A 24,740-nucleotide genomic window follows, 5' to 3' on the forward strand; every position below is an offset into this window, starting at 1 on the left:
TTGGTTTGTGTCCTTCAGATGATGGAGCCGCACCTGAACGGGACCGGTGGGGTGCCAAATCTGCTCGCATCACAACAAACCAAAAGGCAGGCCGGCTGTGCAAAAAGTGAACTGGTCCCCGAAAGTTGGACTGGCTAAATAAGATCCTAAGCCGCGAGGGCCTGGGCCCGGTATTGCACCGGGCTCAGGCCCTTTAGCTTTGTCGAGATACGTTCGTTGTTGTACCAGCGGATGTACTCGTTTAGTTGCGCGGCCAGGGCCTCGGTGCTGATGAAGCGGACCCGGTGGAAGAGCTCTTCCTTGAGGTGGCCGAAGAAATTCTCCATCACCGCGTTGTCATGGCAGTTGGCCTTGCGGGACATTGACTGCACGGCGCCAGCGCCCTCGAGTAGCCTGCGCCAGGAGACGTGCTGGTACTGGAATCCCTGATCCGAATGCACCAGCGGCTGCTGGCCAGGTTGAAGACAGGTCAGGGCCCGCTCCAGCGAAGAGTTGGTGAGGGAGAGATTTGGGGACGTCCCGATGGAATAGGAAATGATCTGCCGGTCGAAGAGATCCATGACCGGTGAGAGGTAGAGCTTGCGGTCTCCAACGCTGAACTCGGTAACGTCCGTGACCCACTTCTGGTTCGGTGCAGCGTCCTCGAACTCGCGGTTCAGGAGGTTCGGGGCAATCCTGCCCTGTTCACCTTTGTAGGAGTTGTAGCGCTTCTTCCGCCGGACCTTGCAGACCAGCGCGAGGACACGCATCACCTTCAACACGGTCTTCTTCGCAACCGTCCAGCCTTGCTTAAGCAACTCACTGTGGATGCGGCGGTGCCCATATCTGCCGTGGTTCTTCTTGAAGATGTCCGTGATATCGGCCTTGAGCTGCTCCTGGGGATCAGGTGCTTGCAGACGGGCTTGGTGATAGAAGAACGTTGACCGGGCCAGCCCGGCAACATCCAGAAGCAGCTCGAGGCGGTGTTCGGCCTTGAGGGCGATGACGGCGCGGACCTTTACCGCCGCTCCTCGTCCCTCAAGGCCTGTACTTTTCCCAGGAAGGCAACCTCTGCGCGCAGACGCTCGTTTTCACGGCGCAGGCGCTGAAGCTCCGATTCGGGTTTGCCCGCGGCGCCCGGACTTTCCTTCGGGCGGCCCTTGGCCCGCGGACGAAGCCCGTCTTCGCCCTGGTCCCGGTAAAGCTGCGTCCACTTACGAATCAGCTCCGGGGAAGATAACCCCAATTCCTTCGCGAGAGCCACCCGGTTCTCTCCGGCCAGATACCGCCGAACAACATCGAGCTTGAACTCGAACGAAAACACCCGCTTCGTGGGTTTATACACCAGCGTCGATCCTCCACGCACTCGCCAGCGGTCATGCAAACGACTGACTGGCTTTCTGCTAACTCCAAGGCGGTTCGCCACGGCCCTGTCGCCCCAGCCCGCCTCAAACAACGCTACCGCGGCCTCGCGCTGGGCCTCAGATAATGAACTGCTCTTAAACATGTACTGCTCCCCGAAAGTCAGAACTGAATTCTCAGTCCAACTTTCGGGGAGCAGTTCACAAGCCGGCCTGCCTCTTGCGCCGTCGGAGCGAGCCTACATAACCCCGGTCGGCACCAGCAACACCCAGGCCAGTGCGGGGGCCACGAGGACCACGCCGCCGGCGTACATCATGAGCTGGCGGTAGACGCGCTGGCGGTCGTTGTCGCGGGCGTTGGCCACTACCAGGGCGCCGTCGGTGGAGAAGGGGGAGACGTCCACCACGGTGGCCGCGATGGCCAGGGCCGCGACGGTGCCGGAGGCGCTGAGCGAGCTGGTGGCCAGCAGCGGGCCGGCCATCGGGATGAACGCGGTGAGCAGCGCCGTCGAGGATGCAAACGCGGAGCCGACGCCGATCACGTAGCAGAGCACCAGGGCGATCAGCAGCGGCGCTCCTAGAGCGAGGGCCATCTCGGCGAGGGTGTCGATGACGCCCACGTGCTGGAGCAGCGAGACGTAGGTGATCATGCCCGCCACCAGCAGGACGGTGGACCAGGACACGCCCCCGATGAAGGTCTTGTGTTCCTTGATGTTGACGAACGCCAGCAGCAGGCCGGCGGAGAGGGCCACGAAGCCGATCGGCATGTGGAAGCCCAGCGTGCAGACCAGGATCGCGGCGATGAGGACCAGGGTAAAGAGCTGCTGTCCGCTCGGGCGGCCGGTGCGGGGCGTCTCCAGCCCGGCGTATTCGTTGGCGTGCTTGTCGCGCAGCTTGCCCAGCAGGCCGAACAGCACGATGGTCAGCGCGGAGAGGATGAAGTTCAGCGCGAAGCTGGCCAGGAAGAGCGAGCCCTGCGAGATGGGGAAGCCGTTCTTCAGGGCGATGTCGTGCACCAGGACACCGGCGACGGACAGCGGGGAGAAGCCGCCGGCGTGGGCGCCGTTGATCACGAAGGCGCCCATCAGCACCGGGTGGATCCGCGATTCGTACGCCAGACCCAGGGCCGCCGGAGCCAGCAGCGCCACCGCGGCGGGGGAGAAGGTGCCCAGCGCCGTCAGCGCCGCGGCCAGCAGGAAGAACACCCAGGGCAGCAGCATGGTCTTGCCCCGGACCAGTCGCACGCAGGTCTGGACGATGATGTCGATGGACCCGTTCCGCTGCGCCATGCTGAAGAAGTAGGTCACGCCGATGATCGTCAGGACGATGCTGGCCGGGAATTCCTCCAGGATTTCCTTGTCGCTCATGCCGAGCATGAAGTAGCCGACGCCGAAGGACGCCACCAGCCCCATGACGCCGATGTTCAGCGGCCATTTGGTGGCGACGACAAACATCACCACAAGGATGACGAGCGGGATGATCTGGGTGGCGGTCATGGTCGGCTCCGATTCAGGGGCGGCCGCGGGGTTGAACAGGCCACCTCCAAACAGGATGGCGACCAGGCCCAGGACAGCGATCGCGGCCACCGTCACCAGCAGGATACGGCGGCGCCGGTCCGGACGCCGGGAGGGCTCGACGCGGGTGTCGCCGGGTGGGGCCGGTTGCGGTGCCTTTTCAACGGTTTCTTCTGCAGTCTTTTCTGCGATGTTAGTCATGATGCTTTCTCCTCATCGAGTAGCGCTGGCAAAGGAGGCGTCGACGGCGGCGCCGAGGGCCTCGGGAAGGTGGATGGTGGTGGTGGCGATGGTGCGGGCGGTGCGGTCGACGCCGACCAGCAGTTGCCCGTCCCGTTCCTCGCTCCAGGTTTCGATCACCCCGGCCGGGGTGCGCAGCCGCAGCGTGGGGCCTGCGGTGCCGCCGGTGATCTCGGCCAGCAGGGTGCCCGGGGTGCTGGCCGCGAGGGTCAGGGCGATGCTTCCGGTGATGGCCAGGGCCGGGTGCGGCTTACCCATCGAGAGCATGACGACGGCGACGTCGGACTCGGCGTCGGAGCGCGCCGGGGCGGCGACGACGGCGACCTTGGGGACGGCGCGGGCCGCCTCGGCCGGGGTTGCCGCGAGCCCCATCCGCACGGCGGCCTGGCGGCGGATGTGGTCCAGGGTGTCCAGCTGCAGTTCCAGCCCGGCGGTCCAGCTGCTATGGCGCTCCGGGTCCAGGCCCAGGTCCTCCGCGCGCAGCATCACGACCGGTGCTCCGGCGTCGACCAGGGACACGGTCCAGCGGGTGCCGCCGGCGACGATGGTGTCCGTGGCGGATCCGGTGGGAAGCAGCCGGCCGGTGGTCTTGCCGGCCGGGTCGAGGAAGCCGAGCCCCACCCGGTAGCCGGGGAACGGGACGCCGGGCATCTGGGCCTGCGGGACGATCGGCAGGGCGCCGGCCGGCGTCGCCACCCGCTGGATGATGATCTGGCCGGTGTTGGTGTTGCGGGTGACGATCCGGGTGACGTCGCCGTCGGGGACCACCCAGCCCTTTTCGATCGCGTACAGGCCGACGACGGCGGAGCAGTTGCCGCAGTTGCTGCCCCAGTCCACGGCGGCTTCCTCGATGCCCACCTGGGCGAACGTGAATTCGACGTCGACGCCGGCGTCGGCGGGGCGGTGCAGGATCATCGCCTTGCTGGTTGTGGAGGTGGCGCCGCCGACGCCGTCGATCTGCCGGTGGTCGGGGCTGCCGAACAGCCGGGGCAGCAGCACGTCCGGGCTGGTCCCGGTCTCGTCCAGTTGGCCTGTTTCGAAGACCCAGCATTTGCTGGTGCCTCCGCGCATCCACTCCGCTTCGATCTTCATGGTCTGTTCCTTGCTTCGGTCCTGCCCCGAGGTGTTCAAGGGCTTGATTCGAGATTGATCCAGATCACAAATGAAGACAAGGTTAGATTTCTGCATAGGACTGTAGCGATGCTTCATTCAGTGGCGCGACAGCGTTCGGCCCCCGTCCATGGGCGTTCTGGCGTCGAGAATGGGGCGCTTAGCGGCGCTAGTTAGCGGGGGAGTGTGTAGAATTAACCGATTCAACAGAAGGGCAAAGCGTTGCTTAACGATGCTGACCAGGAATTGTTCGACATCCGGCGCCTCGCCCTGCTGGTGGAGGTGGTCGAACAGGGATCCATTACCGCCGCGGCCGAGTTGATGATGTACACGCCCTCCGCCGTCTCGCAGCAGCTGCGGAAACTCGAGCAGGAAGTCGGGCAGCCGCTCCTCAACCGCCGCTCCCGCGGGGTGGTGCCCACTGAGGCCGGGCAGGTCCTCGCCGGCCACGCGCGCAAGATCATCGGGCAGATGCGCGCAGCGCAGTCCGACCTGGACCAGATCGCCGGCCTCAAGCGCGGCTCCCTGACCGTCGGAACCTTCCCGACGCTCGCCGGGTCCTTCCTCCCGCTGGTCATCCGGGCGTTCAAGAAGCGGTACCCGGCCATCGGCCTGTCCCTGCGCAGCGCGCGCTTCGATGACCTGGTCAGCGACCTGCAGTCCGGGGTGACCGGGCTGTGCCTGCTCTGGGACTACCCGTGGAACCGGTTCCAGGACGATTCCATCCGGATCACGGAGGTGTTCCAGGAAAGCACGGTCCTGCTGGTCTCGCGCAGCCATCCGCTGGCCGACCGCGACGAGATCCGGATGGAGGAGCTCCGCAAGGAATCTTGGATTGTCCGGGCCGAGGCCCACCCCGTCGTCGAGGTGCTGCAGCGCTCCGCCCACGAGGCCGGGTTCGAACCGACCATCGGCTTCCTCGCCAACGACTACCAGGAGGCGCAGGCCATGGTCAGCGTCGGCATGGGCGTGGCCATGGTGCCCAAGACCGCCGTGGCCCTGCAGCACCCCGACGTCCGGGTGATCAGCCTCGGCTCCGCCGCGCCCCTGCGGCGCGTGCTGCTGGCCCAGCGCCAGGACAAGGTCTACGCCCCGGCGGAGGTCGCCTTCCACTCCACGCTGCTCGAAATCGCCCGGGAACGCGCCGGGGACTACCTGTAACGACGACGGCGGTGGCCAAGAGCTCGGGCGCATAGACTCACCCTTGTGATTGAACCGTGGGCCGACGCGCCGCTCAAAGATCCAAGCGACGACAAACTTGACCGCCAACCATTCGTCAAAACGGTGGCCGGTCTCATTAACAACCTTGCCGACAGCAATGACAGCACGGTTCTAGGGTTGGTGGGCCCCTGGGGCTCAGGCAAAACAACCGTCCTGCATTATGTCGCCCGAGAACTGAACAGTTCCGTCAAAGTCGTTAAGTTCAATCCATGGTCCTTTAATGATGACGCGGGCCTGCTATCGGAACTTTATGCGGCCATCCTTGAAGCGTTTCCCAAGGGGTCGCATCAAAATATTCGCACGAAGGCAACTGGATTGCTGAGCAGGAGTGCCCCTGCCCTGAAGGCCTTGCCGGATTTTGGCGGTGCCGCGTCTGAGGCCCTAACAGCGCTTCTGCCGAGCAAGTCTTGGGATTCAGATTTTAAGGCTCTCGCTAAGGCGATACGCCAGGCCAGCGTCAAGGTATTGGTCCTAGTGGACGATGTTGACCGTCTTCAGCCCAAGGAATTATTGCTCCTCATGAAGACAGTTCGGCTGTTAGGTCGCTTCCCGCGTGTCAACTACCTGCTTGCCTTCGACAGGAACTCAACTATTAACACCCTGCGCATTGCCCTAGGCACGGAGAGACCCGCAGCTGAGGACTACTTAGAGAAGATCGTTCAATATCCTCTTGATCTGCCAGCGCCCCAACAGGGTTTCCTGCAGGGCATTGTGTTCGGGCATTTGAATCCGATACTGGACGAGGCATCTGCTCACGTCTTCCAGGTGAACGCCCGGGAACGCTTCGAGTCTTTCTACAGGGACCACATGTGGACGACGCTGGTTACGCCCAGAGCCTGTCACCGGTATGCCCTTCAGGCCAAGACTTTCCTCACCCTTGCCGAGGGAAATGTCGATGCAGCCGATTTTCTTGCACTCACCTTCCTGCGGCTATTTTTCCCTGATTTGTACAACAAGCTTCCGCTTTGGAAAGACCGCCTTACGGTCAGACAGCATGGGGAGAAGACGACCCCAAGCGAGTGGTTGCGGCTAGTGGAGAACTGTGGCTACACGAAGGAGGTAGCGGGCGATCTGGTAGACATGATCTGGCACATTTTTCCGCGTTCCGTGCCTCGCGAGTTCGCCTCCTTCGGCCTGGGGGGCTCCTACCGCGCTTATGACCAGGAATACTTCGATCGTTATTTTAATTTCTCGCTGCCAGTGGGCGACGTTTCCGACATAGCCGTGAAAAAGGACCTCCACCGGATTATGGATGGCGCAGTTCCAGTTGGTGCGTCCTGCACCGAAACGTTCGACCATCCCTTCCCGGAGGTGCAGATGTTAGCCGTTCGAAAAGGCAAGCGCCATACACCGTACGAGACTGACACCAGTCGGTTGGTCCACTTCCTTAGCTCCGCCCTATCCGGAGATCCGCTTGACTACCACGCCGTAGCCGATCCAGCACACTTGAAACTCGCTTGGCTGGAGCAGCTTGTAGAACGGCAGCAGGTATGGGCGGAGGAAGACGTTGATGAACTCATTCAAAGAATTGAACGGCCCGCCGCCCTCGGGGTAGTGCTCACAAGAGTGGCAGCATTGAACTCGGACCACGCTCGAGAAGCGCAATTTTCAACGGCTCCAGAGGAGGCGTCCACCCCTGTCGCATCGTTCGCCGATGATCTTGCGAGCAGATGGACCCCCATTGCCGCCTCATGGCTTATATCAGAATGGCAGAGGGAGGATGCCGATACCTCCGACCAAGAAGTTCTCGACGTGTGGAATTCCATCTTGAGCCTGGAAGGTTTAGGTCACCTGCAAGAACAGACAGCTAAAGCGCTACAAAGTGGCGGCTTATCACTTTCCGCACTGGCTTCCAAGTTTGTTTTCCCAGCTCGGCTGGTCGCGGACTACAGGGCTCCAGCAACAGACCTATTCTTTGACATCGCGAAACTGGTGGCCAGTGTTCCCTTAGAAGTGTTGGTATCGGCGGACTTGGAAGGCCCGGGCATACGCCACGGATTGCCTGATGGAACAACCGCTTCCCGCCACGATCGCAGACGACTCGCTACCGAAGGACTTCTCAAGTGGCGAGCAGACCGTGCCGCAGAGGGACCGCAACAGGGTGTGTGACGAGCCTTAGAGACCTCCTCGGAACTGCAGCTCCTTCACGGGTCTGGACGAGCGCCGGACACTTGAAGTGGGACTTTTGCCCGCTCCCAGCTGCCAATCCCGGCCACCTAACCCAAAGGTTGCTCAGATCAACACTCTTTTTAAAGCCGAGTGTGTCGCGTGGGAACAACACCGAGGAGGCCAAACGTCCAAGGCCGCCCGGATTGAGGTCACAGCCATCAACCGCATCATGGAACTTGGCGATTGATGCGCCCAGCTCCGGCAGGGCGTGATCGAGGGGGCGACGGAACAAGGGCGCGTCAGATTGCCCGCATAAGCGGCGAGCTCTTCATGCCCCGCCCTTGCCCCACAATCGAAGACGTGTTGGGGGCGTTCCCTCCCGGCCGACCCCTGATGAGGAAGACCCAAAGGAGGACGAAGTTCGGGCGGCCTACCGGAGCGACCGTCTCACGACATTTACTCTTAAACAGCCTGTTCTTAAACAGAACGCTGCTGGTACTTCGGATGATCCGGGTATTCTTTTGCGAAGATAATGCCGGACTACCTTCCCCGGGCGGTGCTCACCGGTATAGCCGAGTTCCCGAGCGAGTTCGGCAGGTTCATATGTAGCCACAACTCTGAGTGTAGGCGTGACCTGACGACGTCAGAGGTGACCGTTGACCTTGAGTGCCCGTATTTGGATCCGTACACGGAGCGGCAAACCGGCCATTTCAAGCTGGGCTACCAGTGGGTCGTGCAGCGGGAATTTAGGAGGTCAAGAAAACTGATCATCACGCAATGGTTCCGGGCTTCGGCCCGTACCGCCGAGCCAGTACAGTGCGGTATCGACATCCCTCGCGGACCAAGTGTGCCCGTACCGGCTTGCCGTCGACCGCAGATCTTCGACCAGTTCCATGTATCGTCCATACCGCCCGCGGGCAGGGGAGAGCGAGAGGCCTAGGGTCTCCAGCCCGGTTTGGGCACGCTCGTCGTATATCGCCATTCGTTCGGGAGCCGCGGCTAGCAGAAGGGCTGAAGCGAGTGCATCTCCCGTTTTGAATCCAGGAAGAGGCGAGAGCGCTGCCCGGCCGGCAGAAGCCGCCTTAGGTACGGGTAGTGACACATCGGTGACGGCAGACACGGCCTTCTCCGTTATTTCCCTGACTTCATCTTCGGACTTGACCATCAGCTCGCGGACCCAGGGTGTATCCGCGCGCAGGCGTTTCCAGAACAGCAAGGCCCCGATGTCGGCCTTGCCGATGCTGGCCGTCGCGCGAATTCGGTCTGCGACCTCGGTGAGGACCTCGTCGTATGCCCGCGATGTGCCTGAGATGTAGGCGGCGTGGGAGTCTCGAAGTGTCTCCCATGCCTGCAGGCGGAGGACATGGGGTGTGTGGTCCGGTGCGTTCATGTTTTGACGATGCCACAGCTTCGCCCGTTCGCCGGCGGATCCTAAACAGTGTCGTGTTGCCGGAGCTCGACGGGCGTAGTCTCGCTCGGCCCCCACTGTGAGGTCTCCCGGCGTCGCGGTCATTTTGTCGGCGCCCTCGCCTAGTATCGGTCTGAGCAGAGTTTTGCACGTTCGGATCTTGATTTGGGGGACTGTGAAAGCACTTGAAGCCTGGCCGATACTTACACCGGAGGAGCGCTCCCTGTTGGGTCTTGCCCGGCGTGCTCCCAAACCCGAAGTTACTGTGGCGGCGAGGCACCAAGAAGTGTTGGACATGTGGGACGACGATAATCGGTTCGGGCCGCATGAAATTCCAGCCACGTCCCCGGTAAAGGTTCGGTGGATTTGTTCCGAGGGGCACAGGTTCGTTGAGTCCGCTGTGGTTCAGTGTGGTGCTGCATCGGGGTGGCGTCAGAAAGCCGGCGGATCGCGGGCCTGTCTGAACTGTGTGGAAGAACGCATGTATGGCCGGGTGACCCTCGACTGTGGTCACGCGGTGATTGCCCGGCCCGGCGTCGAGAACCAAGCGATGTGTCGCGCATGCTGGCGAGCGGGAAGAACTGACTACACGGCGCCAACAATGAAAGCTTCGGGTCCTAAATATCCCGCAGGCTCGGTCATCCAATCTCGTAATCTCTTGACCTCTAAGACGGAACAGGAGGTGAGAGACAAGCTTGTCGCTGCAGGCTTTGCAGTCCATAAGCTCCGGAGTGCGATTCAGTGCGGTCATGAACCACAGCGCAACAACTTTCCGGTTCTGACGCCGGACATCCTTATCTCCAAGGCAAAGGTATGCGTTGAGGTCGACCCGGCCTATACACACGCTGGCGACGAGGAAAAAGACAAGACACGCAACGACCTTCTCGCGGGCGTCGGATGGCAGGTCGTGAGGTTACGGCTAGGCGGGCTGGGACCCATCGGCAAGTACGACGTCCTGGCGGAATCTGAGAGCGTCACCAAGGAGGTGATGGACGCTCTCGTATTGGCCGTGTCCGACGCTGTTGAGGGTCGCCCCGGCAGCATCCGAACAATCAGGAAGAAGGAATCATCCACACCCCGCAAGAAATCACGGCTGGGAGCGATTGCGGAGCATACGTACTATGAAAATGCGTTTTACATCTCTTGGAAATTGACTTCCGGTGCCGTGCTGCGGATGGTGGCGATGGACTCTGGCCGATACCTGGCTATCGCCGAGAGGTCGGAAGCCCCACGTTTCATTTGTGCGCTCGGTTTGGACAAGGTTCCCCGTTCAGAGTGGCGCGGCGCCGTGGAAGGTGTTTTGCATGGGATGTCAGATTCGGATTTTGTCCCGGTCTCGACGTTCCCTTGGGGAGACGAACTGTTCATTGGTCCGCAAGCTAAAGCGGTCGGCATCTCGCTAAAGTTCCACCTGGGCGCCAGCTCGTGGGGTCTGACCGCCAACGTCGAGGGTGCAGATGCTTTTACGGAGGTGGGCTTGTGTGCCGGCAGCGAAGTTCTCACCCAGTTGCACCCTGAAGCGGTTGAACGGGGCTGGCGGATAGGCGACGTTCAGCTGAGAACCGGACGGTACGGCGCGTACCAAGAGATGCAGCTCGTGCGCCAGCCTCCGGAAGAGACAGAGTGACTGCGTTTGATAACTAACTACAAAGAAACCACCGGAACCGTCGTGCACTGGTGGCATGCGGTTGATCGACAGCTACCGTGGGATGCCGAGGAGCTCAGGCGTCGGTGGCCCAAATCTCCCATTTGTTCGCGCAGCACCGTTTGACGATCGCGTCAGGATGCCCGTTCTGCAGCTCGCCTGGCCTGGTGATTAGTTCGGCGATCGGATGACCCAGAGGGCAGGACAGCAATCGGACGAGGCTTCTGCACATCCCGTTCCTCCATTGTCTTTTGCATCCACCCGGCAGTTGCTGAAGGCCCATACGTCGTTATCGAGCAGCTCCTCCAGCCGGGCGAGATCGCGGAGAGACGGTCGGTGGGCGGCCGAATTGGCGGAAGGAAAGTGCAGCAACGGAAGCCTTCTGGGGCGCTATGCCAGCTAAGGGGATCCCCACACCCCGAGCCGGTAGCGCGTCGTGCGCTACCGCTCATCATCACCGGCCCGGAGGCTCAGCGGCAAGTGGGGCGCGCGGGCGGCTTCTGTCGGCTGCGCCGCGTTACCGGTCCGGAAGTTCGCGACCGCCCCGGATGCACATTTGTGCAACAGCTCACAACTGCCCACACGTCGGGCCACGGACGCGCAAAAAGCTACTGACCAGTAACTTCGTACCGCGAAGCACCCGTTTCCGCGGCCCGGGGAGGACCCGACCGCGGGCCGATAATCCTGCACATCCGTGCAAATCCATGGTCCTGCCGGCCTGCGGGCTGCCTAGGATTTGAAGACCGAGGCCAAGCCCCGGTTGCGAAAGAACACCATCTGGCACCACTCGCCGACACGAACAAAGAGGTTTCCATGTCGCTGCTCACCAGAGCCCTGTCCATCGCCGCCGCCGCGGTCCTCGCCGCTTCCCTCTCCGCCGCGCCGGCCCAAGCAGACACTCTCGATGTCGCCCCGCCTGGCGCCAACGACTGGACCTGCAAGCCGTCCGCTGAGCACCCCTATCCCGTCATCCTGGTGCCCGGCACCTTCGAAAGCATGGCCAAGAACTGGTCCACCCTCTCGCCCTACCTGAAGAGCCAGGGGTACTGCGTGTTCGCGCTCAACTACGGTGAAACCAACGGCGTCTACGCCACCGCGCCGGTGGCCGACTCCGCTAAGGAACTGGCTCCGTTCGTGGACGCGGTCCGCGCCGCCACCGGCGCCAAGAAAGTGGATCTGGTGGGCCACAGCCAGGGCGGCATGATGCCCCGCTACTACATGGGCTTCCTCGGCGGAGCGAAGTACGTCCATCACCTGGTGGGCATCGCACCCTCCAACCACGGCACGAAAGGCCTGATCGTCCCGCCGCCGGATTTCGTCCCTCCGCCGGAGTACACCGCCTTGAACTGCGCGTCCTGCGCCGACCAGCAGGCGGGGTCGGCCTTCATGCAGCAGCTCAATTCCATCGGTGACACCGTTGCCGGACCGTCGTACACGGTGCTCTCCACGGTCTACGACGAGGTGGTCATTCCCTACAACAGCCAGTTCCTTAGCGGCACGGCGAAGCAGGTCACCAACATCACCATCCAGGACAAGTGCCCCGCCGACGTCTTCGAGCACGATCAGACGCCGAACGACCCCGTGGTGCACCAGCTCGTGGCGCATGCCCTGGGACAGGTCTCCGGCCCTGCCGATCCGGCCTACCAGCCCGCCTGCCTCTAGCCGGGGGCCGACGCGACGGCGGCGCGCAGCCCGTTCACCGCCCCGGCCGCAGCCCGCTCACCGCCCTGCGATGTGCCCCGCCACAAACTCCGCATCATCGCCCACCACGGACAGCGTGGCGGAGAGATGCTTGGTGAGCCAGGGAAGGCCCACGGCATAGAGACCCGGGACCTCAGTGACGCCCCGGCGGTGACGCGGGTAGTTCCACGCGTCCAGCACCGGCAGGTCCAGGAAACTGAAGTCCAGGCCGTAGCCGGTGCACCAGATCACCGAGGTGACACCCTCGGCAGCCAGATCGAGCCGCGCCCCCGTATCTGCGGGCAGCCAGTTGTCCGCCGGCGAGGGCTCCGCCGGCGGGGCGTCGATGGCTGCCGCGGCGATGTAGGCGTCGGCCATCCGCCCCAGCCGCTCGCGGAACCCCGCCTCCACCAAGGCGAGGCGTGCGGGGAGATCGTCGCTGAAGATGAGATCGCCGTCGACCGCGCCCTCAAACCGGCCGTGCAGTCGGACACCCCGGCGGCCGAGGTCGCGCAGGTGGATGCTGTGGCCGCCGTCGTTGCCGGAGATCAGCGGGTTGCACAAAAAGCGGGCCGCCGGCGAGGGAAGCTGTTCCGCCTGGAGGCCGTTGATGCCGTACTCGGGGCCGTGGAGGTTGAGCTGCAGGATCCAGTGGAAGACATCCTGGCCGCGGTAGCGCCGCGGAGCCTCGGGACAGGTGGAGACGGCCAGATGGACCTCCCGGCCGGCGTCGAGCAGGTCCTCGGTGATCTGCCCGCCCGACTGCCCGGTGCCCACCACCAGCACGGCGCCGGCGGGGAGCTGCCGGGCGTTGCGGTAATCGTGGCTGTGCAGCTGACGGATGTGCCGGGGGAGTGTGGCGGCCGACGCCGGAATCCGCGGACGCTGGAAGGCGCCGTTCGCGAGGACCACGTTCCGTGCGTGCCAGCGGCCCTGATTGGTCTCCACCGTGAAGCGGCCGTCGACGACGCCGACCCGGGTTACCTCCGTGCCGAGCCGGACCGGCGCCTTGATCCGCGCGGCGTAGTCGCGGAAGAGCGCGATCACCTGGTCCCGGGGGAGGGAGGCGTCCGGCTCGGGACCGTCGTAGCTAAGCTCCGGCAGCAGGAAGGCAAAGTTCGGGGTGTTCAGGTAAAACGAATCCCAGCGGTCCTGCCAGGCGCCCCCCAGCGCGTCCCGCCGCTCCAGCAGTTCATGCTCGACGCCGTGCCGCCCCAGCCAGTAGCTGGTTGCCAAGCCGGCCTGCCCCGCGCCGATCACCAGGGTGTCGATCTCTTCAACGGGTTCCGCGCCGCGGGAGGGCATGGCTACTTCTTCGCGGCCTTGGGCGCCTTCGGCGGGAGGGCCGCCACGTGCTCGAACGCCTTTTCCACCCAGGCCCTGGCCCGCGCCTCGTCGCCGCCGTCGCCGTTCCAGACCTCCGGCAACCCGGTGTAGCCGCCCATCGGCCGCTCGGCCGGCCCGAACGGAACGGTCCGCTCCGTGCTTTCGAGCGTCGCCTTGTCCGCCGCGCCCAGCTTCACCCCGACAGTGGGACCGAACAGGCCGGCGAACATGTTCCCGTTCACGAATGCCCCGAGGTTGCCGAACATCGGCTTGATGGCTACCTCGGGGCGGTCGGGCATGATCGCGCGGAAGTGTTCCTTGTCGGCGTCGGATGCCTTGGGCATCTCCATGGGCACCTCCCGAAACAGGTGGAAGGAGTAGGTAACCGCAGGATATGCCCGCCGCCGCGCCGGGTACAGGCCCCTGCCCCGCTACTGCAGCCCCGGCGCCCCGTCCCGAATCTCGAACGAGGCTTTCGTGCTCACCGGAGCGCCCGGCGTCGTGACATAGTCCAGCGTCCGGAAGTCAGCGGTCATCGCGTCCCTGGTGATGCGGGTGTTCACGTAGCCGCGGTTGTCGTTGGTGAACTTCAGGTGCGGGTTCCAGGCCATCGTTGCGTCCGTGGTTGAGCCGGTGCCGTCGCCGGTGGAGGTGACGGAGGTGCAGACCAGTTCCGAGCCGACCACGGGGGAGGCCGGGTTCTTGTAGTCGATTTTGACGTCGTTGGCCCAGTTGCGGTGCACGTCGCCGGTGAGGACGACGGCGTTGCGCACGTTGGCGTCCACCCAGCCCTGCGTGATGCGGCGGCGCGACGCGGCGTAGCCGTCCCAGCCGTCCATGGAGACGTTGTCGATCTCCGGTGCCTGGTTCCGGTCCCGCTCGGCGAAGAAGACCTGCTGGCCGAGGATGTCCCAGCGCTGGGTGGAGTTCTTGAACCCGTCCAGCAGCCACTTCTCCTGCTCGGCGCCGGTGATGGTGCGGTCCTCGGCCAGCCGCTCGGCGACGTTCTTCCGCCAGCCGTCGCCGGCCAGCTGGTCATCCCGGTACTGCCGGGTATCCATCATGTGGAAGTTGGCCAGCTGGCCCCACTGCAGCTTCCGATAGATCTTCATGTCGGCGCCCGCCGGCACCGACGAGGCCCGCAGCGGCATGTTCTCGTAGTACGCCTGGAACGCCGCCGCCCGGCGCTGCCGGAAATGCTCGGTGGTGTCGTTCAGTTGTCCGGGATCCCGGTTCTCCGGCACGTCGTCGGCCCAGTTGTTGTCCACCTCGTGGTCGTCCCACACGACCAGCCACGGCGCCACCGCGTGCGCGGCCTGCAGGTCGGCGTCGGCCTTGTACTGTGCATGTCGCTGCCGGTAGCCGGCCAGGTTCACGGTCTCCGGGCCAGCGTGGTCGCGCGGGTTGCCACCGCCGATCACGTAGCTGTTCTTCTTGTACTCGTACAGGTAATCGCCCAGATGCAGCACCAGGTCCGGGTGATCCTGTGCCAGCCGGGCGTAGGCGGTGAAGTAGCCGTGCTCGTATTGCGCGCAGCTGGCGAACGCCATGGCCAGCGCCGCCGGCGTCTCGTGCAGTGCCGGGCTGGTCAGGGTCCGGCCCACCGGGCTGAGGTGCCGGCCGGTGCGGAACCGGTAGAAGTATTCGCGTCCCGGCCGCAGGCCGCGCAGCTCCACGTGCACCGAGTGGGCGGTTTCGATCCGGGCCTGTTCGACGCCGCGGGCCACCACCGTGCGCATCCCCGCGTCCTCCGCCACTTCCCACGCCACCGCGACGTTGCGCGACGGCATCCCGCCCAGGCCGTCCCCGGCCACCGGGTCCACCGCGAGTCGGGTCCAGATCACGAAGCCGTCCGGCCACGGCTCGCCGGAAGCGATGCCGAGCTGGAAGGGATCGGTGCGGAGGCCGGCGTCGTCCGCGGTGGAAACGGCGACGGCGGCACCCGGCCAGGCGGCGACGAGTCCGGCCCCGAGGCCGGCGGAAAGAACGGATCTGCGCGAAATGTTGTCCATGCCCGCCACGGTATTCACGGCGGGTTGACAGCGTGCGTGGGCGATATGAATGGCCAGTTAACTGTGTGACAAGACCTGCGAGATTGGGTCGGGTCCCCCGCCCGATGGCCCTATCGCACGCCGTCGCCCGGTGGGAGGATGAGCGGGCGCGGCCCGGCCTCCCAAAGGCGCCGGGCTTTTAAAGACCGCCGCACTCACCGAACGGAAGGACCATCATGAAGGCAGCACGTTTCCATGGCCGCAAGGACATCCGGATCGAGGACATCCCGGAGCCGGAGCTTCGTGCCGGCGCGGTGAAGATCGACGTCGCGTGGTGCGGTATCTGCGGCACTGACCTGCACGAATACCTGGAAGGCCCCATCTTCTGCCCCGCACCGGGGCACCCGCACCCCCTCTCGCACGAGGAGTCACCGGTGACCCTGGGGCACGAGTTCTCCGGAACGGTCTCCGAGGTCGGCGACGGGGTGGAGGGGATCGCGGTGGGCGACAACGTCGTCGTCGAACCGTATTTCGTGGACGGCGACTGCGACATGTGCCAGGCCGGCAGCTACCACTTGTGCCGGCAGATGGGTTTCATCGGGCTCTCCGGCGGCGGGGGCGGGCTCAGCGAAAAGATCGTGGTGGACCGGCGGTGGGTTCACCCCATCGGCGACATTCCCCTGGATGAGGCGGCCCTGATCGAGCCGCTCTCCGTGGCGCACCACGCGGTGGCGCGCAGCGGCGCCAAGGCCGGCGACGTCGCCCTGGTGGGCGGCTCAGGTCCTATCGGGTTGCTGACCGCGGCCGTTCTCAAAGGCATGGGCGTGACCACGATCATCAGCGAACTGACCCAGGCGCGGAAGGAGAAAGCCGTCTCCAGCGGCGTGGCGGACCATGTGCTGGACCCCAGCCAGGAGGACGTCCCGGCCCGGGTGCTGGAACTCACCGGCGGGACCGGCGCCGACGTCTCCTTCGAATGCGCGGGCGTGAACGCGGTGCTGGACACCATGCTCGACGCCGTCCGGCCCGGGGGAGTGGTGGTCAACGTGTCCATCTGGGGCGCGCCCGCCACCGTGGACATGCAGAAGCTCGTGCTCAAGGAGATCGACCTGCGCGGCACCATCGCCTACGTCCGCGACCATCCCGCGGTCATCAAGATGGTGCAGGAGGGCGAGGTGGACCTCAAGCCGTTCATTACCGGCAGGATCGCGCTGGACGACCTCGTGGAGCAGGGCTTCGACACCCTCATCAACCACAAGGACACGGCCGTGAAGGTGCTGGTGCATCCGTAGAGCCTGGAGCCTGTAAAACATCGCGTCACCGCCCCGCGATGTGCCCCGCCACGAACTCCGCGTCGTCGCCGACCACGGACAGCGTGGCCGACAGGTGCTTCGTGAGCCACGGCAGTCCCACGGCATAGAGGCCCGGGACCTCGGTGACGCCGCGCCTGTGCCGCGGGTAGTTCCACTCGTCGAGCACCGGCACGTCCAGGAAGCCGAAGTCCAAGCCGTAGCCGGTACACCAGATGACCGACGTGACACCCTCGGCAGCCAGGTTGAGCCGCGCCCCCGATTCTGCCGGCAGCCAGTCGTCCGTCGGCATGGGCTCTGCGGGCGGGGCGCTGATACCGGCCGCGGCGATGTAGGCGTCGGCCATCCGCCCCAGCCGCGCACCGAACCCCGCCTCCACCAGAGCGAGGCGTGCGGGGAGGTCATCGCTGAAGGCGAGGACGCCGTCGTCCGCTCCCTCAAACCGGCCGTGCAGGCGGACGCCGCGACGGCCGAGCGCCCGCAGGTGGATGCTGTGGCCGCCGTCGTTGCCGGAAATCAGCGGGTTGCACATGAAACGCGCGGCCGGTGAGGACAGCTGGTCCCCCTGGAGGCCGTTGATGCCGAACCCGGGGCCGTGCAGGTTGACCTGCAGGATCCAGTAGAAAACATCCCGGCCGCGGTACCGCCGCGGAGCCTCGGGACAGGCGGAGACGGAAAGGTGGACCTCCCGGCCGGCGTCGAGCAAGTCCTCGGTAATCTGGCCGCCGGACTGCCCGGTCCCCACCACCAGCACGGCGCCGGCAGGGAGCTGCCGCGCGTTGCGGTAGTCGTGGCTGTGCAGCTGACGGATGTGCCGGGGGAGTGTGGCGGCCGACGCCGGAATCCGCGGCCGCTGGAAAGCGCCGTTCGCGAGGACCACGTTCCGTGCGTGCCAGCGGCCCTGATTGGTCTCCACCGTGAACCGTCCGTCGACGACGCCGACCCGGGTCACCTCCGTGCCGAGCCGGACCGGGGCACTGATCCGCGATGCATAGTCACGGAAGAGCGCGATCACCGCGTCCCGGGGGAGGAAGGCGTCCGGCTCGGGACCGTCGTAGCTCAGCCCCGGCAGCCGGAACGAAAAGTTCGGGGTGTTCAGGTAGAACGAATCCCAGCGGTCCTGCCAGGCGCCGCCCAGTTCCGGCCGCCGTTCCAGCAGTAGATGTTCGACGCCGGACCGGCCCAGCCAGTAGCTGGTGGCCAGGCCGGCCTGCCCGGCGCCGATCACTAGGGTGTCGACCTCGTGGACTGGGCCTGCACCGGGGGAGGGCATGGCTACTTCTTCGGAACCTTGGGGGACTTGGGAGCCTTGGGCGCCTTCGGCGGCAGCCCGGCCACGTTCTCGTAAGCCTTTTCCACCCAGGCCCTTGCCCTCGCCTCATCGCCGTCGCCCTCGCCGTTCCAGATCTCCGGCAAGCCGGTGTAGCCGCCCATGGGACGTTCGGCCGGCCCGAACGGTACCGTCCGCTCGGTACTTTCGAGCGTCTCCTTGTCGGCGGCGGAGAGCTTCACGCCGATGGTGGGGCCGAACAGGCCGGCGAACATGTTGCCGTTCACGAACGCGCCGAGGTTTCCGAACATCGGTTTGATGACCACCCCGGGGTGGTCCGGAATCACCGAGCGGAAGTGCTCCTTGTCGGCGTCGGACGCTTTGGGCATTTCCATCGGTACCTCCGGGACGCTGCGGGCCACGAACTGGCTTTTCCTGCAGGATATGCCTGCCGCCCGGTGCGGTACAGGCCGCCGTGAGGACGCTGGGGAACCGTCCGCCGCCCGGAAGAGGGAAGCGTCTGTAAGGATGGACTCCATGAATCAGAGCAGCATCCGCCAATATCAGGAATCGGTTACGGTCAACGCATCAGCCGAGACGCTCTACGACCTAGTCTCGGACATCACCCGCACGGGCGAGTGGAGCCCGGTGTGTACGTCATGCTGGTGGGACGACCAGGACAGCGCCGGCCGCGTCGGTGCCTGGTTCACCGGCCGTAACGAGCTCCCACAGCGGACGTGGGAGACCCGGTCGCAGGTGGTGGCTGCCGAGCGCGGTCGCGAATTCGCCTGGGTGGTGGGCGGCAAGTTCGTCCGGTGGGGCTTCACCATCACGCCGACCGACTCCGGAACCGTCCTGAGCGAAACGTGGGAGTTCCTGCCCGAGGGGATAGCCATGTTCGGCGAGAAATTCGGGGATGGGGCGGCCGCCCAAATCACCGATCGGACCCAGCAGGCCCTGGACGGCATCCCGAAGACCCTCGCCGCGATCAAGCGGATCGCCGAGTCCGTAGACGCAAACGAGGACGTGCGCTCCTAGACGAGTAACCGCCGTCGGCCGCCCGCCGTCGCCCCCGCGTCCGCCCGGATTAGACGCGTGCGGACGCGGCTGCCGGTCCCGCGCGGTCAGAACGGACGACGGCGGGAAGCCGGGGCCGCCGATCTACGGGCGGACGGGGGTGCTCGCCTCGTGTCCCACCACCGTGGTCCAGGGGCGGGCCGTCCACGACGTTACGACGCCGCCGGCGACATAGGGATCGACGGCGGCGAAAGCTCTGGCCGCCTCGAGGGCGTTCTCGCCGGTGAAGACGAGCAACCCGGTGAAGGGCCCGTCGCCCACAGCTCCGCCGAGCCAAAGGTCTCCCCGTTCCACGGCTTCCCACGCCGCCTTGAGGTGACCCGGGCGGTATTTCTCCCGGGTTTGAAGGTAGTCGTCCGCGTAGGAGTATTCGAGCACGGCGTGCATGGGTGACCGTCCATTTCATCTCGGATGTCGCTCGTTGTCTCTGTAGGCTACCCCCGGCACCTGGCCCTTACACGGCCCCCATCTGATCGAGAAGCGCAGGCACGCTCCCCACCGTCCAGCCACCGTCCAGCCGCCGTCCGAATGTAACGAACTGGTAACATGGGGCTGATGGCGAATCAGTCTGGTCAAACACGAGTCACCCAATTGGACGGCCTCCGCGGGATCGCCGCCTTGGTCGTGGTCGCGTGCCATCTGCTCTCCGTCGTCCCCGGAATCGGGGAGGTGGTCTTCGACGACCGCTCCGCGCCGCTGAACACGGGCGAAATGTGGGCGGTGTTCTCCCCGCTGCATCTGCTCTGGAACGGCACCCCCGCGGTCCACGTGTTCTTCGTGCTCTCCGGCTTCGTCCTGATCCTGCCGTTCACCAGGGCGGGCGCGGCCACCCGCTGGGCCACGTACTACGCCAAGCGGTTGCTGCGCCTCTACCTGCCGGCCTGGGCGGCCTTGGCCGTGGCGGTCGCGTTGATTGTGATGGTTCCCCGCACGGTGTCGCCGTTGCAGAGCTCGTGGGCGGACATGTATGTGGTGGACCCGAGCCTGGCGCGGGTGGCCAAGGACAGCCTGCTCCTGCTGGGCGCGAGCACTGTCAACACGCCGTTGTGGACGCTCAGGTGGGAAGTCCTGTTCTCCCTGCTGCTGCCGGCGTACGTCTTTGTTGCCCTGCGCTGGCGGCGCTTCTGGCACCTGAAGCTGGGCATCGTCGTGGGCCTGGCCGCGGTGGGCGCGGTGCAGCACATTGACTGGCTGATCTACCTGCCGATCTTCGCCATTGGCGCGATCCTCGGGGCCGAGCGTGATCGTATCCGTGAGCTGACCCGGTCATGGCCCCGCGTCGTCTGGCTCCCGGTGACCGCTGCCGGGCTGCTGCTGGCCAACGCGGAATGGTTCAGCCCCGAGAGGCCGGTGAAGGGCGTTGAGGCGCTTGTGACTGTCGGCGCGACGCTGCTCGTCCTCGTGTTCCTGCTGTGCAGCCCGGCGAAGAAGCTCGGAGACACCGCCGTCGCCCAATGGCTGGGCCGGATCTCCTTCAGTCTCTACCTGGTGCACCTGCCGATCATCTTGGCCGGCGGCACCCTGCTGCGGTCCGTCTCGCTTCCGCTGGCGCTCGCCGTCTCCGCGGTTGCCTCGTTCGGGGCCGCGGAGCTGTTCTACCGCTTCGTGGAGCAGCCCGCCCAGCGGCTCTCCGCCGCTACCGGGCGTGCGGTGGAGCGCCGCCTTGGTCGCAGTGACCGCGCCGAAAGCCCGGCGGGATCCGGCGTCGAGACCGCGGCGGGGACGACGTCGTCGGCGCCCGGCAACGCAGCTAGCGCCCGGCTGGGCGGCGACCTGCGCCCGCAAGGAGCGCCGACGTCGTCGGACCCGGCCTCCGACCGTGCACGGGAATCCGTCTCCTAGTGGGCTCCCGCAGGGGGCAACCGGAGCCCGAATGTGACGTTTGGTCATCCGGGCCGGAAAACTGCTGTAGTGTTGATCCTGTTGTTGTGTTTATGCAGTTCGTAGTTCAGGCAGTACGCACGGTCGAAAGTCCGTGTTCTTCTGAAGCAGCGGTTTTGAGCACCCCAAACAGGAGGACCCGAAAGTCGGGACAGTTCCTCCACCTTCACGAAGGACAAAAATAATGGCTACTGGTACCGTCAAATGGTTTAACGCTGAAAAGGGCTTCGGCTTCATTTCCCCCGATGACTCCTCGCAGGACGTTTTCGCGCACTACTCCGCGATCAACTCCTCCGGCTTCCGCTCCCTCGAAGAGAACCAGAAGGTCTCCTTCGAAACCGAGCAGGGCCCCAAGGGTCCTCAGGCCACCAACATCCAGGCTGTCTAATTCTTTAGATACCCGGGACCGTTAGGTTTCGAGCAGGGCCCGTCTTCGGACGGGCCCTGCTTTTGTTTAACCCGGATGTGCCTCGGCACCGTGGAAGGCGCACCCTGTGGCTGGGCCCTGCTACGTTGCTCTCTCACTTAGGGCGGGTTAGAACCCCTCGGAACAGCCATAAGTGAGAGAGCAACCGCCCCGGAACTGCCCGACGTCGGTCGCCCCACGCGCTTGCCGCCCTCGCCTCACCCGGCCTGCCGCCGCGCCACCCACCCGGCCAGCACCGGGTTGTCGATCTCCTTGGCCAGCCACCGCGCGGACTCCGCGGCGTCCGGATCTCCCAGCGCCGCCCGGTGCGACTGGGCCCGCACCGCGAACTCGCGCATCCCGGACCGGCTGGCCAGCGCGCCCAGCCGGTCCGCGAACTCCGATGCCCGCGGCGACCCCGCGGCCAGCGCCACCTCCGCCGCGACATCCAGCAGCCGGGCCGAGTACCAGAGGTACCACGGGCTGGGCTCCAGGCCCCGGCCCACCCAGTGTTCGGCGGCGGCCAGGTCCCCGTGCGCCAGGAACAGCCGCGCCTCGGCCCCGGCCGCGAGGGCCATGTAGCAGTGGTCGCCGGCCAGCTCGGCCATCACCCAGGACCGGTCGATCAGCGCCGCGGCCTCCTCGAGCCGACCTGCCGCCAGGTACGTCTCGCCGCGCAGCCCCGCGACGAACGGTTCGAACGCGGTCCAGTGCTCCGCGGCCACCCCGGCCAGGGCACGGTCCAGGCACGCCCCGGCCAGGCCCAGCTCGCCGCGGATCAGGTGCACGCGGCCCAGCAGCGCCTCGCCGAACGCCTGCTGCCGGCGGTTCCCGGCCTCCGCGGCCAGCCGCACCGACTCGGTCAGGGCGGCCACCCCGTCCCCGTACCGGGCGGTGTCCGAGGCGAGCATGCCCTGGATCGCCAGGATCCTCGACTGCTCGTCCGGGAACCCCTTCGCGGCCCGCATCGCGCGCTCCAGCCAGCCGGCGGCCCGGTCCGGGACGCCGCGTTGCACGGCCAGGTAGCCCAGCTCGCGGTAGGCGGCAGCGGCGGTGCGGGAGCCGCCGTCGGGCGCTTCTGCCGTTAGCGCGCGGTGCAGGAAGTCGGCCACCTCGGCGCCGCGGCCGCCCGCCTGGTGGATCACCGCACCCGCCAGCGTGACCAGCGCTTCGGCCAGCAGATGCCGTTCGCCCGCCCGCTGGGCGAGTTCGACGGCGAGGCGCAGCTGCGCGAGCCCGCGGTCCACCGCGCCGGCCGAGAGCGAGGCGGCGCCCGCGTCGAGGTAGGACCGCACGGTGGCCGCGTTCGCCGGGGTGCCGGATTCTGCGGCGGTCCCCGGTTCGGACAGGGCCCGGCGGACCTCTTCGGGCAGCGGTAAGCCCAGCTCCGCGCGGTACAGCTCGGCGAACTTGGTGACCTGCTCGCGCGCGCGGCGCTGGTCACCGAGGGCCACCAGCGCCTTGACGAGCACGGCGGTGCAGTCGGTGTTGAACGGATCTCGCTGCAACGCCGTTGACGCTAGGGCGGCCGCATCCGACGGGGCGCCGGCCGCCAGCGACGCCAGGGCGGCGTCGTAGAGCAGCGACTGCACCGCGTTCTCCAGCCGGTAGCGCTGGTCCGCGAGCCAGGACTCAAACACGGGGCTGTCGGCAAAGTTCAGGCCCTCCAGCAACTGGTCCTCGAAGCGTCTCGGGTCCAGGTCGCGGCCGCCTGCCGAACCAAGGAGCTCCAGCACGTCGCAGCGCCAGCCCGGCCCAAGGTCGAGCCGCAGGGGATCGCCCGCGATCGCGGCCCCGCCGAGCACCCGGCGCAGCTCGGACAGGTTCCAGCGCAGGGCGCCCAAAGGGTCCGCGGCGTCGGGAAAGAGGAGGGCTGCGGTCCGGGAGCGGCCGGCGCCGGCAGGGTTCAGGGCGAGGTAGGCCAGCACCGCCCAGGCCTTGCGGCCGCGGGGCTGCGGGGGAGCCGCGTCCGCGGACTCAGAGTCCGGGGGTGCTGGGTCAGGGGGTTCGATCCGGGGCGGGCCGAGGAGCCGAATCCAGGTGTCGGCCATACCGAATTTTACCGCCGGAACACGCTCACACGCCTGCTCACACGGTGGCTGAGGACACTGAACTCATCCACTCACCCACCACCACCGAGGTGCATTACCAATGGAAGTAATCGCCATCCTGCTCGCCGGATCCGCACTGGTCGCGATCCCCGGCACGTTCGTCGCCATCCTCCGCGACGGCCACGGCCACACCCCGGAGATCCGGTCCGACGAACCGTGGAAAGTCGGCAACCTGCCCAGCGAACCCTACGCGTCGGCGAACCGGAACTTCCCGCCCACCCTTTGGTTCCGCTAACCCACTAGCGGTAGGGCGCAGACGCGTGAGGGCCCTTCCCGGCATTCCGGGAAGGGCCCTCACATTGGTAACGGCGTTCTGGATTCCGGCATCCGGCTTGAAAGACCCACGGGTTGTGGCTGGCGGCGGTGCCCGGGTGGAGAGCTCGGTCAGAACCAGCAAGCCAGGCTTGATGCTGGAACTCTTGATCTGTACCTAGGACACCAGGGGCGCGGGCGGCGCCGGTTGAAGCTACTGTCAGAACATGGTGTCGGATGATTCTGTAAGGGATGCAAAGGCCAAATTGCGCGCGGAGGTTCGTCTCCGTCGTCGGACCCGGTTGGTGGGGGAGCAGGGGCCGGCAGCGGCTGGTCTGACGGAGCAGCTGATTGCCCTGGTTCGTCACCGGGCGCCTGCTTTGGTGGGCTGCTACCTCTCCGGCGGAGATGAACCGAACACTCGGCCGTTCCTGGGGTGGGCCGCCGCGAACGGCGTCGACGTTCTCGTTCCGGTGAGCAGGCGGGATGGGCTGCTGGACTGGGTGCCTGCGACTGGCGGCCCTGAGCAGGCTGGGTTGTTCGGCATTTCGGAGATGGTCGGTGAGGTGGTGCCTGCCAGTGTGTTTCAGCGCGTCGATCTGCTGCTTGTTCCTGCCGCGGCGGTTGACCGTTCGGGAATGCGGATGGGGTGGGGCCGCGGGTACTTTGACCGGGCTCTGGCTTCTCTGGAAGAGCCTCCTGCGGTGTTCGCCGTTATTTATGACGAGGAGTTCCTTGATGCGGTGCCGCGCGAGAGCCACGACCGGCCCGTCGACGGAGTGGTCACACCCAGCGGGATCAGAGTGTTCTGACTAGCAGCGCCTGCCGGGGCCGTGGCATGACACGGCG

General features: G+C 65.8%; 22 protein-coding genes. 10 read left to right on the forward strand and 12 right to left on the reverse strand.

Features of this window, described 5'->3' with window-relative positions; genetic code table 11:
• Positions 1–146 precede the first annotated feature (146 nt).
• The 4 genes from AC1MBE_RS13845 to AC1MBE_RS13860 all read right to left on the reverse strand — a co-directional run bounded on the left by AC1MBE_RS13845 (position 147) and on the right by AC1MBE_RS13860 (position 4,186).
• Positions 147–983 carry an IS3 family transposase gene (locus tag AC1MBE_RS13845; protein ID WP_479782609.1) on the reverse strand — a complete coding sequence of 279 codons (837 nt, stop codon included), beginning with the start codon at positions 981–983 and terminating at the stop codon, positions 147–149.
• Between the two features lie 14 nt (positions 984–997).
• Complete coding sequence (locus AC1MBE_RS13850; RefSeq protein WP_479779092.1) at positions 998–1,486, reverse strand: helix-turn-helix domain-containing protein; 489 nt, start codon at positions 1,484–1,486, stop codon at positions 998–1,000.
• 93 nt (positions 1,487–1,579) lie between these two features.
• Positions 1,580–2,836: an SLC13 family permease gene (locus tag AC1MBE_RS13855; protein WP_479782611.1), complete on the reverse strand. Its 1,257-nt coding sequence runs from the start codon at positions 2,834–2,836 to the stop codon at positions 1,580–1,582.
• Positions 2,837–3,067: 231 nt separating this feature from the next.
• Entirely contained in the window at positions 3,068–4,186 is a 1,119-nt protein-coding gene (locus tag AC1MBE_RS13860) for a PrpF domain-containing protein (protein ID WP_479779093.1), read from the reverse strand.
• Positions 4,187–4,426: 240 nt separating this feature from the next.
• Here AC1MBE_RS13860 and AC1MBE_RS13865 point away from each other — a divergent pair, with 240 nt between their 5' ends.
• Together AC1MBE_RS13865 and AC1MBE_RS13870 are read left to right on the forward strand one after the other, a co-directional pair.
• Positions 4,427–5,365, forward strand: a complete 939-nt coding sequence (locus tag AC1MBE_RS13865) for a LysR substrate-binding domain-containing protein (protein WP_479779094.1) — start codon at positions 4,427–4,429, stop codon at positions 5,363–5,365.
• Positions 5,366–5,410: 45 nt separating this feature from the next.
• Positions 5,411–7,534 carry a KAP family P-loop NTPase fold protein gene (locus tag AC1MBE_RS13870; protein ID WP_479779095.1) on the forward strand — a complete coding sequence of 708 codons (2,124 nt, stop codon included), beginning with the start codon at positions 5,411–5,413 and terminating at the stop codon, positions 7,532–7,534.
• Positions 7,535–8,288: 754 nt separating this feature from the next.
• Here AC1MBE_RS13870 and AC1MBE_RS13875 read toward each other — a convergent pair.
• Positions 8,289–8,924, reverse strand: a complete 636-nt coding sequence (locus AC1MBE_RS13875) for a hypothetical protein (protein WP_479779096.1) — start codon at positions 8,922–8,924, stop codon at positions 8,289–8,291.
• Between the two features lie 487 nt (positions 8,925–9,411).
• Between AC1MBE_RS13875 and AC1MBE_RS13880 the strand changes: the two genes are divergently transcribed.
• Complete coding sequence (locus AC1MBE_RS13880; RefSeq protein ID WP_479779097.1) at positions 9,412–10,569, forward strand: DUF559 domain-containing protein; 1,158 nt, start codon at positions 9,412–9,414, stop codon at positions 10,567–10,569.
• An 831-nt stretch (positions 10,570–11,400) separates the two neighbouring features.
• Positions 11,401–12,249: an esterase/lipase family protein gene (locus AC1MBE_RS13885; protein ID WP_479779098.1), complete on the forward strand. Its 849-nt coding sequence runs from the start codon at positions 11,401–11,403 to the stop codon at positions 12,247–12,249.
• 57 nt (positions 12,250–12,306) lie between these two features.
• On the opposite strand, the gene AC1MBE_RS13890 is transcribed toward AC1MBE_RS13885, so the two are convergent.
• The 3 genes from AC1MBE_RS13890 to AC1MBE_RS13900 all read right to left on the reverse strand — a co-directional run bounded on the left by AC1MBE_RS13890 (position 12,307) and on the right by AC1MBE_RS13900 (position 15,605).
• Complete coding sequence (locus AC1MBE_RS13890; protein ID WP_479779099.1) at positions 12,307–13,572, reverse strand: flavin-containing monooxygenase; 1,266 nt, start codon at positions 13,570–13,572, stop codon at positions 12,307–12,309.
• Between the two features lie 2 nt (positions 13,573–13,574).
• Positions 13,575–13,943: a TfoX/Sxy family protein gene (locus tag AC1MBE_RS13895; protein WP_479779100.1), complete on the reverse strand. Its 369-nt coding sequence runs from the start codon at positions 13,941–13,943 to the stop codon at positions 13,575–13,577.
• 81 nt (positions 13,944–14,024) lie between these two features.
• Positions 14,025–15,605 carry an alkaline phosphatase D family protein gene (locus AC1MBE_RS13900; protein ID WP_479779101.1) on the reverse strand — a complete coding sequence of 527 codons (1,581 nt, stop codon included), beginning with the start codon at positions 15,603–15,605 and terminating at the stop codon, positions 14,025–14,027.
• Positions 15,606–15,820: 215 nt separating this feature from the next.
• Between AC1MBE_RS13900 and AC1MBE_RS13905 the strand changes: the two genes are divergently transcribed.
• Positions 15,821–16,876, forward strand: coding sequence for a 2,3-butanediol dehydrogenase (locus AC1MBE_RS13905; protein ID WP_479779102.1), 1,056 nt, complete (start codon positions 15,821–15,823; stop codon positions 16,874–16,876).
• Positions 16,877–16,901: 25 nt separating this feature from the next.
• Here AC1MBE_RS13905 and AC1MBE_RS13910 read toward each other — a convergent pair whose 3' ends face one another.
• Both AC1MBE_RS13910 and AC1MBE_RS13915 read right to left on the reverse strand, forming a co-directional pair.
• Positions 16,902–18,167 carry a flavin-containing monooxygenase gene (locus AC1MBE_RS13910; RefSeq protein ID WP_479779103.1) on the reverse strand — a complete coding sequence of 422 codons (1,266 nt, stop codon included), beginning with the start codon at positions 18,165–18,167 and terminating at the stop codon, positions 16,902–16,904.
• A gap of 2 nt (positions 18,168–18,169) precedes the next feature.
• A complete protein-coding gene (locus AC1MBE_RS13915) occupies positions 18,170–18,559 on the reverse strand; it encodes a TfoX/Sxy family protein (protein WP_479782613.1) in 390 nt (129 codons plus the stop codon).
• A gap of 142 nt (positions 18,560–18,701) precedes the next feature.
• On the opposite strand from AC1MBE_RS13915, the gene AC1MBE_RS13920 reads away from it, so the two are divergent.
• The gene (locus tag AC1MBE_RS13920; RefSeq protein ID WP_479779104.1) at positions 18,702–19,202 is read left to right on the forward strand and encodes an SRPBCC family protein; all 501 of its coding nucleotides are present in this window, start codon (positions 18,702–18,704) and stop codon (positions 19,200–19,202) included.
• Positions 19,203–19,325: 123 nt separating this feature from the next.
• On the opposite strand, the gene AC1MBE_RS13925 is transcribed toward AC1MBE_RS13920, so the two are convergent.
• Positions 19,326–19,628, reverse strand: a complete 303-nt coding sequence (locus AC1MBE_RS13925) for a YciI-like protein (protein WP_479779105.1) — start codon at positions 19,626–19,628, stop codon at positions 19,326–19,328.
• Positions 19,629–19,796: 168 nt separating this feature from the next.
• Between AC1MBE_RS13925 and AC1MBE_RS13930 the strand changes: the two genes are divergently transcribed.
• Both AC1MBE_RS13930 and AC1MBE_RS13935 read left to right on the forward strand, forming a co-directional pair.
• A complete protein-coding gene (locus tag AC1MBE_RS13930) occupies positions 19,797–21,083 on the forward strand; it encodes an acyltransferase family protein (protein WP_479779106.1) in 1,287 nt (428 codons plus the stop codon).
• Positions 21,084–21,306: 223 nt separating this feature from the next.
• Positions 21,307–21,510 (forward strand): cold-shock protein, encoded by a 204-nt coding sequence (locus AC1MBE_RS13935; RefSeq protein WP_479779107.1) that lies wholly within the window; start codon positions 21,307–21,309, stop codon positions 21,508–21,510.
• Between the two features lie 236 nt (positions 21,511–21,746).
• On the opposite strand, the gene AC1MBE_RS13940 is transcribed toward AC1MBE_RS13935, so the two are convergent.
• Positions 21,747–23,579, reverse strand: a complete 1,833-nt coding sequence (locus AC1MBE_RS13940) for an AfsR/SARP family transcriptional regulator (RefSeq protein WP_479779108.1) — start codon at positions 23,577–23,579, stop codon at positions 21,747–21,749.
• Between the two features lie 100 nt (positions 23,580–23,679).
• Between AC1MBE_RS13940 and AC1MBE_RS13945 the strand changes: the two genes are divergently transcribed.
• Together AC1MBE_RS13945 and AC1MBE_RS13950 are read left to right on the forward strand one after the other, a co-directional pair.
• Positions 23,680–23,874, forward strand: coding sequence for a hypothetical protein (locus AC1MBE_RS13945; RefSeq protein ID WP_479779109.1), 195 nt, complete (start codon positions 23,680–23,682; stop codon positions 23,872–23,874).
• Between the two features lie 244 nt (positions 23,875–24,118).
• Entirely contained in the window at positions 24,119–24,703 is a 585-nt protein-coding gene (locus AC1MBE_RS13950; RefSeq protein WP_479779110.1) for a 5-formyltetrahydrofolate cyclo-ligase, read from the forward strand.
• Positions 24,704–24,740: the final 37 nt, after the last annotated feature.

The sequence above is a fragment of the Arthrobacter sp. BG5 genome (assembly GCF_056680155.1).